Source organism: Coxiella-like endosymbiont (assembly GCF_024730665.1).
GTDB lineage: Bacteria > Pseudomonadota > Gammaproteobacteria > Coxiellales > Coxiellaceae > Coxiella.
The window spans coordinates 565,189-580,408 of the sequence record NZ_CP084737.1; the positions used below are offsets into that span (position 1 = coordinate 565,189).

The window sequence follows — 15,220 nt, forward strand, 5'->3', positions numbered from 1 at the left end:
TTTCTCTGGGATGGAAGAGGAAATTTCTACTGAGACCTTAACCCAGCGCGTACGTAAAATTATGTGGGATAATGTAGGAATTATTAGAAATAATACAAGTTTAAATAATGCAAAAAAAGAATTACAACCAATGTTTCAACAAATTGAAACCATTTTCTGCAATCAACAACCACTTAGCAGGTCGCTCATTGAACTTCGCAATATAATCACGGTAGCTATGCTGATAATAGAAAGCGCTCTCTATCGAAAAGAAAGTCGTGGTTTACATTATAATACAGATTATCCACAAAGTAGTAGCAGCCAGGTAACAAACACTATCTTGACCCCCTCCTCCTCCCACACCTACCTCAATTAATGTCAATCATGTTCGCTGTAACTATCTAAAAGAGACTTAGGCCCCCTGGCAATTAAAACGATTAATAATGTCAATGCCTGCGCTTGATATACTTGATATATCAGAAATACTAGATATACTTGATATATCAGAAATACTAAACAAAATAAATAGCGTGTCATCATCGTTTTATTCCTTAATTTTACCATACAAATTTTTTCCATCTGCATTTTGAGATTCTAATGTTCTGCATATTTAATAGAAAATAACTGATTGTATTCTAAAAGGAAAATCCTACATAAATAAAAAATACGGTAAAAAACGAGAAAATCGGAGTTGGAATAACAGTCACTCTATTTTATCCGGCACTAAATCAGGACGTAATACCCAATTTAGGATCCAACGGTTTTGAAATCGTTCTAAGCAAACCACTGTTGCAGGTGGAAAAAGTAAAATATCAGGATAATTGCTGCCTAATATCAACGAGCTGACCAATTGCGACATAAAAGGCATGTGACCGACTAACAGAGTGTCATCATGCCACTCTTGAATTCGACCAATAAGCGGTGCTGTTGGGTAGTCTGATCCTAATAATTCGCATATTTCTACTAGTTGATCTTTCGCCACAGCCTCAGCTAGAACAACGGCGCTTTGTTGGGCGCGCAATTTACCGCTGTGCATTACATGAACAATACGTATATCTCGGTGAGCTAGGTACATAGCTATTCTATTAATTTCCTCAATCCCTTTCTGAGTGAGTGGCCGTTCACCATTTGTATTAGGTGACTGTTCTGCATGACCATGACGAACACAATAAAGTTTCATTTAAACTCCATAATTAGAGATGGAAGTCCGATTCTATACCTCTCCTATTGGAATATAAATCTTAAATATAATGATTGATTAGCTATTGACAGGAGCACTTGATAGTCCGTAGAATGCCCCGAGTTCCTGCCGGGGCTATAGCTCAGCTGGGAGAGCGCTTGTATGGCATACAAGAGGTCAGCGGTTCAACTCCGCTTAGCTCCATTTGAGTCCTCGCTGAAGCTACAAAGTTATTAAGGTAGGAGCTACAAAAATAAGAATCGTAAAAATAGACCTGTAAAAAAGCGCTGCGAATACAGAAGTCCTGTGTTGTAATAAAGGATAAAGGCATCATAGGGTCCCCATCGTCTAGAGGTCTAGGACATCGCCCTTTCACGGCGGTAACAGGGGTTCGAATCCCCTTGGGGACGCCATTTTTCAATTGCAATAGAAAGAAAAGAGGAATAGCTTGTGCTGATTTCATCTAACGTGGGATTTAGTAGGAAAAGTGACGGCACTATTTAATTTCGATAAATATAAGATAAGGTTTTGTCAACAATGATAGAGGATCCACTTGTTTTGACAGTGTTAGAGAATAGAGGAACTGCGCCTTTTCTGGAAATTCCTCTGTACTTTTATACACTTTCGTACGATTGACACAATCTATTCCATAATTTCTTTTCAGAGATTTTTATGTAACTTCTTTGACTGCACTTGAAGAAATTAATGAGAGGCAATTGACTATTTTAAATTAGAGTTTAGTGCTTCTGCTTTTTTCTTTAGCTCTTTCATTAATTCTATTGATTTTTCAAAAATAGATTAATAAGTCTCTGAATCATTAATCTGTTAAATAGAACAATAAAGCTGATAACGCTCAGATAAAATAAAAAAGCTTACTTCCTAAAAAGCTTTTCCTATTTTTCAGGTAATCGTTGTTGAATCCGAAGATATTTAAATGAAAATGTCGCGTCTTATCTATTTTTTAATTAGCTTAACCGAACTTATTAGATAGCGGAATGTCCTGATTCGTATTTACTTTATATAAAATCATCTAAAAAGTTTTGTTATGTTTAAATATTTCGGAAACAATAGATAGAAATAAAATTTCTTTCAAATTATCATTTTTATTTAAATAATATGATGATTTCAAAGATAATAATTCCAGATTATTAAGTCTTTAGTATACTCAGCAAATAATTTAGCGTTAAAAGCTACTTTTTTATCTGTCATTTTCGAGCAATCACTTGTTTTATTGTTATTGTAATAATTAATTGGATATTACCCAAAATCTAATTCTCTATCCTTAACTAACATTTTTGTACCGTATAAAATACATTTTTCTCTAGTTAAATAAAATAGATTGTTAATCATTAAAAGTCATTACAAGATTCATATCAACGTAAAAAATAAATTAATTTTTTTTAGTATAAGAATTTAATTTAAAAATTTTATAGAAATTATTATTAATCCAACTAATTGAATGGACAATAGATGAGAAGGAGGGAGCCAGAAAAATAATTAAATAAAAATTCGCATCGAAAGATCAATAGCTTGAATGTGCTTCGTCAATGCTCCAACTGAGATAAAATTAACACCAGTTTCCGCAATTTCGCGAATATTTTCTAAATTTATATTACCCGAAATTTCTAGTTCTGCCCGGCCTTGATTAATAACAACGGCTTTTTTTATTTCATTAATATCGAAATTATCTAGCAAAATAATACCGGCGTTTGCGTTTAGCGCTTCATTAAATTCATTGATATTTTCTACCTCTACTTCTAGTGGTTTATCCGGATGATGATTTCGCGCTTTTTGAATAGCCTTTGTAATTGAGCCGCAACTAATAATATGGTTTTCCTTAATAAGGTAAGCATCATATAATCCCATGCGGTGATTACTACCCCCTCCGCAAAGAACAGCGTATTTCTGAGCATAGCGTAAGCCGGGAAGAGTTTTCCTGGTATCCAGTAACTGGGTAGTCGTGCCTTTTAATTTTTCAACATATCGTTTTACTTCCGTCGCGGTGCCAGATAAAGTTTGTAACCAGTTGAGTATCGCTCGTTCACCTGTCACGAGAGCTCGGGCTTTTCCAACTAATTCTGCCAACGTCTGACCTGAACTAATTGCTTCTCCGTCTTTTACCTTCCAATAGATTTTCAGATCAGGATCAACGTACTTATATACAGCTTCTACCCAAGGGATACCGCAGATAATAGCATCCTCACGCGAAATAATGGATGCTTTTGCCAAATAATTTTCTGGAATTAATTCAGCCGTAATATCGCCACTACCAACATCTTCGGCGAGACTCCATCGAGCGGTGTTTTGAATGAGTGTCAACTCCATCAATGAGAACGTTTTTTTACTTTAAGTTGCTTTTTTTCTGCCAGCTCTTATTACACAACGACCATAAAGTCGTGATGGGACCAGAGATGACATATATAAAACAAAGAAATAACAGGGTATCCGGGGGATCAAAAGAAACAAGCGCCAGGATTAAAATAACTGACAAAATAACCACAAATGGAATTCGATTGTATAAATTGAAATCCTTAAAACTACGGTACCGAATCGTGCTAACTTTTAATAATCCGAGAAACACCGCCGCTATTAGTAAAGGGAAAGCGATTGCCTCACCAGCGATATGGTAAGCATTGCATAGTAAAACTATACTCGCTACTAAGGCTGCCGCTGATGGGGTAGGTAGTCCCTGAAAATAGAGCCTGTCGACTTTTTTAACTTGCACATTGAAGCGCGCCAACCGCAAAGCAGTGCAAGCGGTATAAATGAAAGCAGTCAACCAACCAAGTTTTCCTACCACGTTGAGTGACCAGGTGTACATTACGAGGGCGGGCGTGATCCCAAAACTCACCATATCCGATAAGCTATCGAGTTGCACCCCAAATTCGCTCTGAGCATGAAGTAGGCGAGCAATTCGACCATCCAGACCATCCATAATTAATGCCACAAAAATGGCGATAGCCGACATCTCATAATGGCCTTTAATAGCAGCCACAATCGCATAAAAACCAGAAAACATTGCGCTAATAGTAAAAAGATTAGGGAGTAGATAAATGCCGCACACCCTAAGCTGCTTTATATCCGTCATTAACTACCCTGGCAGAATTAGTTAAAGTGCTATAATATTTGTGAATTCAAACTATACCATAGATTTCATCAGTTAGAGAGAGCAGCACACAGGTATCTCATGAAAAACGATCAACCGAAAATAATTATTGAAGGAGTGACAGAGTCTGGAGAAACTTTCCGCCCCAGTGACTGGGCCGAGCGCATGAGTGGTACGTTATCCACTTTCCACAAGCATCGAATTCATTATTCACCAATGCTTCAACCTTCTGTAAAGGATGGCCACAAATGCGTTGTCATTGACCCATATCTTAAACAATCTAATCCAGAACTTTATAAATCTATAATAAAATTTGCTAGGGCTAATAACTTACGGATCTGTAATGAAGATCTTGATTAATTCAAGGAAAAATGACTCTATGGAAGGTGGCTCACCCGTAACGACCTACCAAGAAAAGGTATTCACAGACGGGCAGAAACATTTTAACTCGTTACTCACTGATATTGCTAACGCTAAATATTCGATTGATTTAGAAACTTATATGTTTCATAACGATCCTTTAGGTAGACGTGTAGCCATTCAGCTCTCAGAGGCTGCTAAACGCGGCGTTAAAGTTCGAGTGATGGTAGACGGCGCTGGCAGCCCATCGTGGAGTGCCAACTTTGCGTATTTCTTGGAAAAAGCCGGCGCAAAAACCAAAGTATTTCATCCTTTCCCGTGGCAACTGTGGAATTGGAGTCGCTCTGTCATTAAATTACCGTTTCTATTAAAATGGATTTATTTGATTTTAAAAATTAATTTTCGCAATCACCGCAAAGTTTGCATTATCGACGGAAAAATTGCCTATATTGGCAGTCTCAATATTTGTAAGCATCATCTATCAAAAGCCGAAAGCGGTGACGCATGGAGAGACACTTCTGTACGGATATCTGGTATTTATTTAACTGAATTAAACAAAGCCTTTGAGGCGGCCTGGTATCATCGCACAATTCAAGAGCGCCTACGTGAAATTTTCAGACAGGTACGAAAAGACCCCTGATTCGCTTAAATTACACACGTCATCGACGCCGTATTCTTTATAAAAATTTACTACGAAAAATAGTGCGCTGCAAATCTCGCATTTGGATTACCAACGCTTACTTTGTTCCAGATAATTTTTTACTAAAACGTCTAAAAGATGCTGCTCGCGCCGGCGTAGATGTTCGTATCTTACTGCCGCGTAAATCTGATGTCGTGATAATGCCATGGGCATCATCTACCTTCTATGATAGCCTGCTAAAAGCAAGAGTAAGGATTTTCGAATACTTGCCAAGTATGCTCCATGCGAAATCATTAATACTCGATGACTGGATGCTAATCGGCTCTAGTAATTTAAATCATCGTAGTCTTATTCATGATTTAGAAGCCGACATTAATATTGCTTCTGACGAATCAAAAAAGTATTAGAACGACAATTTCTAGAAGATCTTAAAAATTCTCGGGAAATTTCTTTAGATAGTTGGCAAACTTTACGCCCATGCAGACAACGGATTATGGGCCGCCTGTTGCTTTATATGAAATATTGGATCTAAACAACAACCATCACCCAATTTGGAGAACTCGATCTAAGAACAGCGTAATAATCCACGAGAATAAGAAAATAAAAAATGCCACTATTCTTTAACAAACTCAAGTTGTTTGTCTTTTTTATCAACCTTAATCGTTATACCTGGTAAGAATTTGCCTTCTAAGATTGCCTGTGACAATGGATTTTCGAGATATTGTCGTAATATTCGCTTTAACGGCCGTACCCCATAGGTAGGGTCGTAACCCAATTTTGATAAATAATCAAGCGCATTATCAGTGATAGTGAGTTGATAATCTTTTTCTTTCAAGCGAGCCTTAATAAGATCAATTTGAATAGCCGCAATATTACGAATTTGCTTTTCTTTTAAAGCATGGAAAACTACCGCTTCATCAATACGATTAATAAATTCTGGACGAAAATGTTGCGCAACCACTTCCATTACAGCATTTTTCATTGTATCGTAATTTTCTGTCGCAACTTCCTGAATTAATGTCGATCCCAGATTCGAAGTCATCACAACAACCGTATTACGAAAGTCAACTGTTCTTCCTTGTCCATCAGTTAATCGACCATCATCCAACACCTGTAATAAAATATTAAAAACATCATTATGAGCTTTTTCAATCTCATCCAGTAAAATGACAGCATAAGGTCGACGTCGCACTGCTTCAGTTAAATATCCGCCCTCTTCATAACCTATATAGCCAGGTGGCGCGCCGATTAATCGTGAAACGGAATGTTTTTCCATAAACTCAGACATATCAATGCGTACCATCGCTTCTTCCGTATCAAACAAAAAAGCAGCTAATACTTTAGATAATTCAGTTTTTCCGACTCCTGTCGGACCTAAAAATAAAAACGAACCAATGGGTCGATTAGGGTCAGATAACCCAGCCCGTGAACGACGGATAGCATGTGATACAGCACTTATCCCTTCCTCCTGTCCGACAACACGTTTGTGCAACTCTTTTTCCATATGCAACAACTTATCGCGTTCGCTCTCCAACATTTTGGATACAGGAATATGTGTCCATTTAGAGACGACTTCCGCAACTTCTTCTTCAGTTACCTTATTACGCAATAATTTATGTTCACGAAGCCCATCTTCCTTATTAACAGCCATCATTAATCTCTTTTCTAAATCTGGAATGATGCCATACTGTAATTCCGACATGCGCCCCAAATCACCTGCACGACCTGCTGCCTCTAATTCAATACGCACCTGCTCCAACTCTTCTTTAATTTGCTGAGTGCCAGAGAGTAAAGCTTTTTCACTTTTCCATACTTCTTCAAGATCAAAATATTCTTTTTCAAGACTTTTAATCTCTTTTTCTAGAGCCGTTAAACGTTTTTTTGATGCAGTATCCGTTTCCTTTTTTAACGCTTCGCCCTCAATTTTTAATTGAATTAATCGTCTCTCTAACCGATCTAATTCAACCGGCTTTGAATCCATTTCCATCCGGATTTGACTTGCTGCTTCATCAATTAAATCGATCGCTTTATCTGGCAAATGACGATCCGTAATATAGCGATGTGACAACGTCGCTGCCGCAATAATAGCAGGGTCTGTAATTTCGACGCCGTGATGAACTTCATAGCGTTCTTTCAGCCCACGTAAAATAGCAATCGTATCTTCGCCGGAAGGTTCATCCACCAATACTTTTTGGAAACGTCGTTCTAAGGCAGCATCTTTTTCGATATATTTCCGATACTCATCTAATGTCGTTGCTCCCATACAATGAAGTTCGCCGCGAGCTAAGGCCGGTTTTAACATATTTCCAGCATCAATAGCGCCTTCCGCTTTTCCAGCACCTACCATAGTGTGCAATTCATCGATAAATAAAATAATTCGGCCTTCCTGTTTAGATAAACCCTTTAATACCGCTTTTAAACGTTCTTCAAATTCGCCTCGAAATTTAGCACCTGCAATTAAGGCACCCATATCTAATGACAATAACCGCTTATTTTTTAGCCCTTCTGGTACTTCTCCATTAACAATACGTTGAGCGAGTCCTTCAACGATAGCAGTTTTACCAACACCGGGTTCTCCGATAAGTACTGGATTATTTTTTGTTCGTCGTTGCAAGACTTGAATCGCGCGACGAATTTCTTCATCGCGCCCAATCACTGGATCGAGTTTCCCCAATTCTGCTTTCGTAGTAAGATCAATCGTATATTTTTCCAATGCTTTTCGCTGAGATTCAGCGCCTTGATCAATCACCCTTTCCCCACCACGCAAATTTTTAATATTTTTCTCGATTAGTTTAGGATCCGTATTTGCTTTTATTAAAATCTCTCTCAACTGACCTTTCACTTCTAGGGCTGCTGGAATAAATAATTCGGAAGAAATATATTGATCTTTGTTTTTTTGAGCTAATTTATCCATTAACGTTAACATTTGCCCTAATTCACGGGACAGATGAACTTCGCTAATGGTACCTTGGAGTTGAGGATAACTATCTATAGCTTTATCGATATCCTCAATAAGGGTTAGCAAATTAACACCAGATTGCCGCAATAATGATGCTACGGTTCCCTGTTCTTGTTCTAATAGAACTCTCATAAGGTGAGGTGGTTCTATATACTGATGATCGCGCCCAATCGCTAAAGATTGTGCGTCAGCCAACGCTGTTTGGAACATAGTAGTAAATTTATCCATCCGCATAACCCCTTCCCCCCTTATATCGTTTATATGCTCTGGGCATAAATTACCGCTTTTCCATTACTTAGATCTGGGCAATATGCGATAATTTCAAGTGTGTAATTTTTCAAAAGATCGCTTAAATAATCTCAGAGTTATGAGAGCTTACCCATATCAAATTTCCATGGCTGACGCGTGAAATTGCTCTGTTTACACCGCCGGCTATAAAAACCTGTACTTGAGAGTTGGGTTAGGTACAGGTCAGATTCATCACAAAAGCATATTATTAAGAAAAAATTTCGTATCATCGTCCTATTAATGTGAGAACATCGGAAGCACTTATTAAAAATTGAAGAAGCAATGTTCGTCAATCAGAATTTATCCAAGGTGATATTAACCATTTATCAAGATTGCTAAGCAGTGTATAAACTAACACTATCGCTTCAGGTTTATCCCTATTCATACTCTCAGAAGAGATTAAAAGGACTTATTAAACAAATAAAGCTTTGGTCAAGCAAACTTTGTTTGTTAAAGCGTATCGATGTTTCGATAGAGAAAAATGATCAATCAAAATAAGAGCTATTATAAAAAAGTATGAAAAAGAAAAGTATGCTCTCCTGTGCTTGACGGATAATCTTATCAGCGGAGCTTTACAAGCTTGGAAAATCTACAAAAAGAAAAAAGAAATTTTAGTGGGGAGTCACTCTATCGACAAAAGAAAGCGATACACATGCTATTGAAAAGAAACTACGTATTTGGATAACAAGCAGTTAAGGTACTTTATCATAGTTGATTTAGTACAGCTCACCATACATCAGTCTTCGCTTGAAAATGTTTTATTAATGTCAGAACCATCTGGAGATAAAATCTATAAATCTATACTATGTTTTTAGGAGAATGACGGGCCTTAGACTTATGACGGGCCTTAGACTTTATCCTTCATCGATTATAGGTAATGTAATGATGTTGCGGAAAAACCCACTATGTGATTTAAATACCACAGATAAACCAGAAAATGGGCCCACCAGGACTTGAACCTGGGACCTGCCGATTATGAGTCGATTGCTCTAACCAACTGAGCTATGGGCCCTCGCAGCTTTTTTAAAAGAGCGTTATTTTTAGCACGTCAATGTTGTTGTAAGAAAGCTCAAAGCAAATAATTAAGGTTACTTTCTATTAAATTTTGGTTTCCATTGCCATCTGTCCAGCCTAAGCGACGATAATCGACACCTACTATAAACTGACTACTAAGTGGGAAATTGACTCCTGCCATTCCTTGATAAGCAAATTCATTGCTTTCCGGACCATTGAAAAGAACAGCTACATTAGTTTTCCAAGTATGCACCCAACCGATACCTACGCCAACAAATGGAGCGAGTGGGAGATTAAGATTAAAATTATAATAAGCATTCGCCATTAATGTTGTCATACGTAATTGGGCGCTATGATTTCTTTTTAGACCGTTGCTGTAATAACTCAATGCCCCTTCAACGCGCACATTTCCCATATAATAACCTGCTTGCGCACCTATAACAGGTCCAGAGTTTAATTTTCCATTGTTCATCATCCTACTGAAAAATGCGACACCTCCGTGTAAACCTCCATAAGGAGCAGCGAGTAGCGCGGATGAATCTTGTGCATTAGCATTCATAAGTAGCGGAATTATCATTAAGCCTCTTAAACCAAGGATAATTAATCTTTTCATTAGTACTCCTCCATTCAAAAACTTGCCTATTACACCAGATTTTTTATGGAGATAAAATGGTAACCATTAAAAAGCTTTTGTATTTTACAATATACCGGAAAGTTAACAATGGCCAGTCGATCTTCAAATACCTCACTAAGCACTAAGTTGTCGGGTAGCTATTTGAGTGATGCCAATTACTTAATGATTGCTGATAGCTTGTAGTGTTGAAAACCGGCACACGTCAATGATAATTTTTTAATTTTGATTAGTTATTTATATAATAACAAGTAATTAAGAGCAAATAGAAAAACCTTTTTTCAATACCTCGCGTAATAATATGAATTTCTTGCTAATGGAATTGATTTTAGTGATCTTCAAAAATCAAACAAAAAAAATTTAACAACCTAAGTCCAGCAAAACGCGCTGAAGCATTAAAAACTGCGTTAATGTAGTTCTGATTATCAAAATTTAACAAGCGATCACATAAGTAGGTACTACATTAGTGATGCTCAGCATTACACATCTTAGTCTCTGAGCAACACCTGGTTAAAGGCTTAGGCGCTAGCGGACATGCCGTATGATACCAATCATACTAATCTATTCAAATGTAAATGGTGTGAACCTTTTTTCTCTACCTAACTAAAAAATTATGTCGCCAACGAGTGCATTTACAATTTTGATGCGAATAAATAATGATTTTTGCAGAAGCAGAAGTTAACATCCAGCTACAGAAAAATTATCTCGATAACGAATGCCTTCTCGCACACTTTCATCTTCATTAATGACATTAATAATAGGCTAGAGCTTCTAGATGATATAAAAATATTGCAAATAATTTAAATAAAATTAAGCAAATTAGGAAATCATTTTTTCGGATACGGATATTTAATCATTAAAAAACCCAGCAATGGTAGAAAAATTAGAGTCAGTATGTTCCTAGTGTCCTCAATATTGAGAATAAGTCGGCGCTGACATAACATCTGTTCTAGTAACCCAGTGCTATCTTACTGTGACTAATCTGGAATAATATCTTAGGATATTTGAGAACTAAAATGGGTTAGTGGGTTTGATAAGACAAATCTCAATATAAGCCGCTTGAATAAAAGAATCTACAATATTGAAGAGACTGACTCTTTTAATATTCAAGTACGTCATTTAACAAGCATATCCTCAAATGCATAGCCCGTTCAAGAGGGCACAAGATGTTATTTATTCCGTCAGATGGGTTCTTCCGAATCTGTAGAACTCTAGTTAAAGTCAATTGCTGAATATTACTTTGAATAAATGCAGTTAAAAAGGGTTAATCCACTTTATTTTTATTTACAATTTGAAAATCAGCAAGATTCATCCAGACTGACGAGCGATAGAAAATTTTGGTACCTTCTTCATCAATTTCTCTATGGTTTTTAGATTTTAAAATTCAAAAAGGTTTTTGATATACACGACATCACTAGGTTTTGCTAGAATAAATTTCTTAGATTTAAACAAACAGTTATTTTGTATAATTTTGTATGCACGAAATCTCTTTGATCCAACCCGACGATTGGCATTGTCATTTACGCGATCAATCTTATTTGAAACGCACGGTACCTGACATTGCTTCTCAATTCGGTCGAGCTATTATCATGCCTAATTTATCGCCACCTATCACTACTGTCGCTCAAGCAAAAGCATATTACAATCGAATTAAAGCGCATGTTCCTCCCACCACAACCTTTCAACCGTTAATGACTCTCTATCTCACTGATACCTTATCTTATAAGGAAATTAAAGCAGCAAAAGAATCGACAATTATTGTAGCGTGTAAGCTTTATCCTGCAGATACTACAACGTATTCTCAGTCAGGCGTCAAAAATTTACAGAATATTTATCCCTTATTTGAAGCAATGCAAACTGCCAACTTACCACTTTTAATTCATGGAGAAGTGATTGACTCTGATGTAGATATTTTCGACCGTGAAGCTGTGTTTATTGAACGTGAACTTTTATCTTTAGTAAGAACATTTCCTGAACTTCGTATCGTTTTCGAACACATTTCAACAAAAATAGCAGTAGATTTTGTTTCTGAAACGCCTAAGACACTCGCTGCCACGATAACACCTCATCACTTATTATTCACGCGCAATGATCTTTTAATCCACGGTTTTCATCCTCATTATTATTGTCTCCCCATTTTAAAAACGAATGAAGATCAGGCGGCTTTAATTCGGGCAGCCACAAGCGGAAATTCTAAATTCTTTTTAGGTACCGACAGCGCTCCCCATTCCAAAGCTAAAAAAGAATCTCCTTGTGGGAGTGCTGGTATTTATAGTGCGAAATCTGCTATCGAAATTTATGCTGAAATTTTTGAACGTGAAAATGCGCTCCACAGATTAGAGGATTTTTCCAGCCGTTTTGGCGCTCAATTTTATGACTTACCCCTTAATACAATGAAAATTTCGTTGATAAAACAACCATGGAAGATACCTGCATCTCTTTCCTTTGATCAAGACATTCTGGTACCGCTTATGGCAGGTGAAATATTGCAATGGCAAATAAAACGTTATGAATGAAGACAATAACCATAAAATTCCATCTATTAACAAGCGATTCAGTGGTTATTTACCAATTGTGGTTGACCTCGAAACTGGAGGGCTTGAGCCTCTGAAAAATCCTATTTTAGAAATCGCGGCTGTTTTAGTTGAATTCGATAAAGACGGTCAACTACGCCCAGGTGAATTATTTGCTTGTCATGTACTGCCATTTGAAGGCGCTTATTTAGATCCTGCGTCATTGGAAATCACGCGAATTGACCCTTATCATCCCTTCCGTTTTGCGATTAAAGAAAAAAAGCACTCAATAATCTGTTTGCCTTTGTTGAAAAGGCAGTAGAAAAAAGTGGTTGCCGGCGTGCTGTACTTGCAGGCCATAATGCGCATTTTGATTTAACATTTATTCAAACTACTATGAAACGGTGCAAAATTAAGAAATCACCTTTTCATACTTTTACCTGTTTTGATACAGCGACACTAGCAGCTATGATCTTTGGGAAAACTGTACTCGCACAAGCTTTACAGAAAGCAAAAATTCCTTTTGACAAAAGAGAAGCCCATTCAGCTATTTACGATGCCAAACAGACTGCTGCATTGTTTTGTTACATTCATAATCGGATTAACCGACTTAACTAGAGCCTGATAAAACTAAAGTGCCGATAAACAGACCGGAAAAAATCTCCTCTCCAGATTATTCACGTCAACGACGAGGAGTGAGCGGACGCCAGAAGAGCGCTTCTCGGATTTGCTCAGTTTCTTTATACTCCTTGAAAGCGAGCACTGCCATCTTTATCCAAATCTTCATGGTGCATGATATGTTTTAGCGTGGCGTTTTTCAAATTCAATAGAGTTTAGATATAAAAATAAATAAAAAGAAGTGGGGTACCCCACCGTCTTTAAGCTAAAAAGCTTTTTTATAAGTTATTTGCATTTTCCGCGAGATATTTGGCAACACCAGAAGGAGAGGCCTGCATACCAACATCCCCCTTTTTCCAGTTAGCGGGACAAACTTCACCGCCGTGCCGCTCAGTAAATTGCAACGCATCAAACAAACGCAAAATTTCAGGAATGCTACGACCAAGAGGTAAATCGTTCACGATTTGAGATCGGACGACGCCTTCTTTGTCGATCAAAAAAGCGCCGCGCAAAGCTACCCCCCGTCCACATATTCGATGTTGTAGCTTCGGCAAATATTATGCGTCACATCTGCTACTAAAGTATAGCGAACAGGACCGATACCTCCTTTTTCAACAGGGGTATTACGCCATGCATTGTGTGTGAACTGAGAATCAATTGAAACACCAATCACTTCAACATTGCGTTTCTGAAACTCATCAATAGCGTGATCCAAAGCAATCAATTCTGAAGGGCATACAAAGGTAAAATCAAGCGGATAAAAGAAAATCAATCCATACCTATTCTTAATTACTTGCACTAAATTGAAGTTCTCCACTATACAGCCATCAGCCAAAACCGCTGGAACCGTAAAATCAGGGGCTTTACGACCTACTAAAACTGCCATAAACCATAACTCCATATTTTAAAATTAAGACTGCTAATCTATTCCTATATTATCTATTTGTCAATTAACTAGAAATTCTAGCTACAATAAGGTATCATACAGAGGTCAAGACGTTAGATAAAATTCAGTAATACTCGGCATTAAGCGAGAAACAACAACGTCTCTGATTAATTGAGTGCAGCTGGTAAAAATCAACAAGGAGACTTTGATGCCATTTATACTACCCGATTTACCTTATGCTAAAGATGCCTTAGTTCCATATATTTCTAAGGAAACCCTTGAATACCATCATGATAAACACCATTGGGCCTATGTGGATAAGCTCAATAAATTGATCAATGGAACTCATTATGAAAAGAAATCTCTAGAAGAGATTATCCGAGAATCTGAAGTTAGTGGGGGTATCTTTAATAACGCCGCCCAAAGCTGGAATCATACATTTTATTGGCAATGTATGAGTCCAAATAGCAGCGAACCTTCTGGAAAACTAGCTTCAGCTATTAAAGAATATTTTAGTTCTATAGAAAAATTTAAGGAACTGTTTACTAATACGGCCAATAAACATTTCGCTTCTGGTTGGACTTGGCTGGTTAAGAATAAAGCTGGGAAATTGGAAATATTAAGCGCTGCTGATGCAGGGAATCCGATGACGGATGATAAGAAACCCCTGTTAACATGCGATGTTTGGGAACACGCCTATTACATTGATACTCGTAATGATCGTTCTAAGTACGTCGATAATTTTTGGCAAGTAATTAACTGGGATTTTGTTGAAGAAAATTTTGAATCCTAAATAAACAATGAATTCTTAATCTTAATTAGATATTTCTATAAATTAGTCCGTCATTCTTACAGTGATTAAGCATCTCTGATTTGATCAGGTTTGTAGGGTGTGTGGGGTGGGAATCCAGAGGAGCGAGGCTTGGTTACATTTTCCCACTAGATTTCTGCTCGCGCGAGAATAATACGCTCTTACATTTTTTATTCTTCTTTTATTCTTCATCAATATTTTTCATCAATAGCGCGTAAATGATATGCTCTTTTGA

Annotated in this window: 8 protein-coding genes, 3 tRNA genes and 4 pseudogenes; 8 read left to right on the top strand and 7 right to left on the bottom strand. The window is 37.2% G+C overall.

Annotated elements, in window-relative coordinates; all coding sequences use genetic code 11:
- Window positions 1-55: 55 nt before the first annotated feature.
- Window positions 56-355 (top strand): annotated as a pseudogene (locus tag LG660_RS02425) (L-aspartate oxidase); the annotation flags it as partial.
- A 327-nt stretch (window positions 356-682) separates the two neighbouring features.
- On the opposite strand, the gene sixA reads toward LG660_RS02425, so the two are convergent.
- The gene (gene sixA, locus LG660_RS02430; protein WP_258267165.1) at window positions 683-1,159 is read right to left on the bottom strand and encodes a phosphohistidine phosphatase SixA; all 477 of its coding nucleotides are present in this window, start codon (window positions 1,157-1,159) and stop codon (window positions 683-685) included.
- 131 nt (window positions 1,160-1,290) lie between these two features.
- On the opposite strand from sixA, the gene LG660_RS02435 reads away from it, so the two are divergent.
- Window positions 1,291-1,363, top strand: a tRNA-Ala gene (locus LG660_RS02435).
- A gap of 133 nt (window positions 1,364-1,496) precedes the next feature.
- A tRNA-Glu gene (locus LG660_RS02440) sits at window positions 1,497-1,572 on the top strand.
- Window positions 1,573-2,656: 1,084 nt separating this feature from the next.
- Here LG660_RS02440 and nadC read toward each other — a convergent pair.
- Together nadC and pssA are read right to left on the bottom strand one after the other, a co-directional pair.
- On the bottom strand, window positions 2,657-3,484 hold the full coding sequence (gene nadC, locus LG660_RS02445; RefSeq protein ID WP_258267166.1) for a carboxylating nicotinate-nucleotide diphosphorylase: 828 nt from the start codon (window positions 3,482-3,484) through the stop codon (window positions 2,657-2,659).
- A gap of 16 nt (window positions 3,485-3,500) precedes the next feature.
- Window positions 3,501-4,247: a CDP-diacylglycerol--serine O-phosphatidyltransferase gene (pssA, locus tag LG660_RS02450; protein ID WP_258267167.1), complete on the bottom strand. Its 747-nt coding sequence runs from the start codon at window positions 4,245-4,247 to the stop codon at window positions 3,501-3,503.
- Between the two features lie 99 nt (window positions 4,248-4,346).
- Here pssA and LG660_RS02455 point away from each other — a divergent pair, with 99 nt between their 5' ends.
- Together LG660_RS02455 and LG660_RS02460 are read left to right on the top strand one after the other, a co-directional pair.
- The gene (locus LG660_RS02455) at window positions 4,347-4,625 is read left to right on the top strand and encodes a DUF3579 domain-containing protein (RefSeq protein ID WP_258267168.1); all 279 of its coding nucleotides are present in this window, start codon (window positions 4,347-4,349) and stop codon (window positions 4,623-4,625) included.
- A gap of 19 nt (window positions 4,626-4,644) precedes the next feature.
- Window positions 4,645-5,797, top strand: a pseudogene (locus LG660_RS02460) (phospholipase D-like domain-containing protein).
- 81 nt (window positions 5,798-5,878) lie between these two features.
- On the opposite strand, the gene clpB reads toward LG660_RS02460, so the two are convergent.
- From clpB to LG660_RS02475, 3 genes are all read right to left on the bottom strand, one after another.
- A complete protein-coding gene (gene clpB / locus LG660_RS02465) occupies window positions 5,879-8,458 on the bottom strand; it encodes an ATP-dependent chaperone ClpB (protein WP_258267169.1) in 2,580 nt (859 codons plus the stop codon).
- Between the two features lie 992 nt (window positions 8,459-9,450).
- A tRNA-Ile gene (locus LG660_RS02470) sits at window positions 9,451-9,524 on the bottom strand.
- Between the two features lie 57 nt (window positions 9,525-9,581).
- Complete coding sequence (locus LG660_RS02475) at window positions 9,582-10,139, bottom strand: outer membrane protein (protein WP_258267170.1); 558 nt, start codon at window positions 10,137-10,139, stop codon at window positions 9,582-9,584.
- Between the two features lie 1,493 nt (window positions 10,140-11,632).
- On the opposite strand from LG660_RS02475, the gene pyrC reads away from it, so the two are divergent.
- Entirely contained in the window at window positions 11,633-12,673 is a 1,041-nt protein-coding gene (gene pyrC / locus LG660_RS02480) for a dihydroorotase (RefSeq protein ID WP_258267171.1), read from the top strand.
- Window positions 12,666-13,288 (top strand): annotated as a pseudogene (rnt, locus tag LG660_RS02485) (ribonuclease T). The gene pyrC and the pseudogene rnt overlap by 8 nt, the downstream one beginning before the upstream one ends.
- A 278-nt stretch (window positions 13,289-13,566) precedes the next feature.
- Here the strand turns inward: rnt and LG660_RS02490 are convergent.
- Window positions 13,567-14,174 (bottom strand): annotated as a pseudogene (locus LG660_RS02490) (peroxiredoxin).
- Between the two features lie 208 nt (window positions 14,175-14,382).
- Here LG660_RS02490 and LG660_RS02495 point away from each other — a divergent pair.
- On the top strand, window positions 14,383-14,967 hold the full coding sequence (locus LG660_RS02495) for a superoxide dismutase (RefSeq protein ID WP_258267172.1): 585 nt from the start codon (window positions 14,383-14,385) through the stop codon (window positions 14,965-14,967).
- Window positions 14,968-15,220: the final 253 nt, after the last annotated feature.

Coding starts and splice junctions, on each gene's coding strand:
- sixA (WP_258267165.1), bottom strand. CDS start 1,159: ATGAAACTTTATTGTGTTCGTCATGGTCATGCAGAACAGTCACCTAAT.
- nadC (WP_258267166.1), bottom strand. CDS start 3,484: ATGGAGTTGACACTCATTCAAAACACCGCTCGATGGAGTCTCGCCGAA.
- pssA (WP_258267167.1), bottom strand. CDS start 4,247: ATGACGGATATAAAGCAGCTTAGGGTGTGCGGCATTTATCTACTCCCT.
- LG660_RS02455 (WP_258267168.1), top strand. CDS start 4,347: ATGAAAAACGATCAACCGAAAATAATTATTGAAGGAGTGACAGAGTCT.
- clpB (WP_258267169.1), bottom strand. CDS start 8,458: ATGCGGATGGATAAATTTACTACTATGTTCCAAACAGCGTTGGCTGAC.
- LG660_RS02475 (WP_258267170.1), bottom strand. CDS start 10,139: ATGAAAAGATTAATTATCCTTGGTTTAAGAGGCTTAATGATAATTCCG.
- pyrC (WP_258267171.1), top strand. CDS start 11,633: ATGCACGAAATCTCTTTGATCCAACCCGACGATTGGCATTGTCATTTA.
- LG660_RS02495 (WP_258267172.1), top strand. CDS start 14,383: ATGCCATTTATACTACCCGATTTACCTTATGCTAAAGATGCCTTAGTT.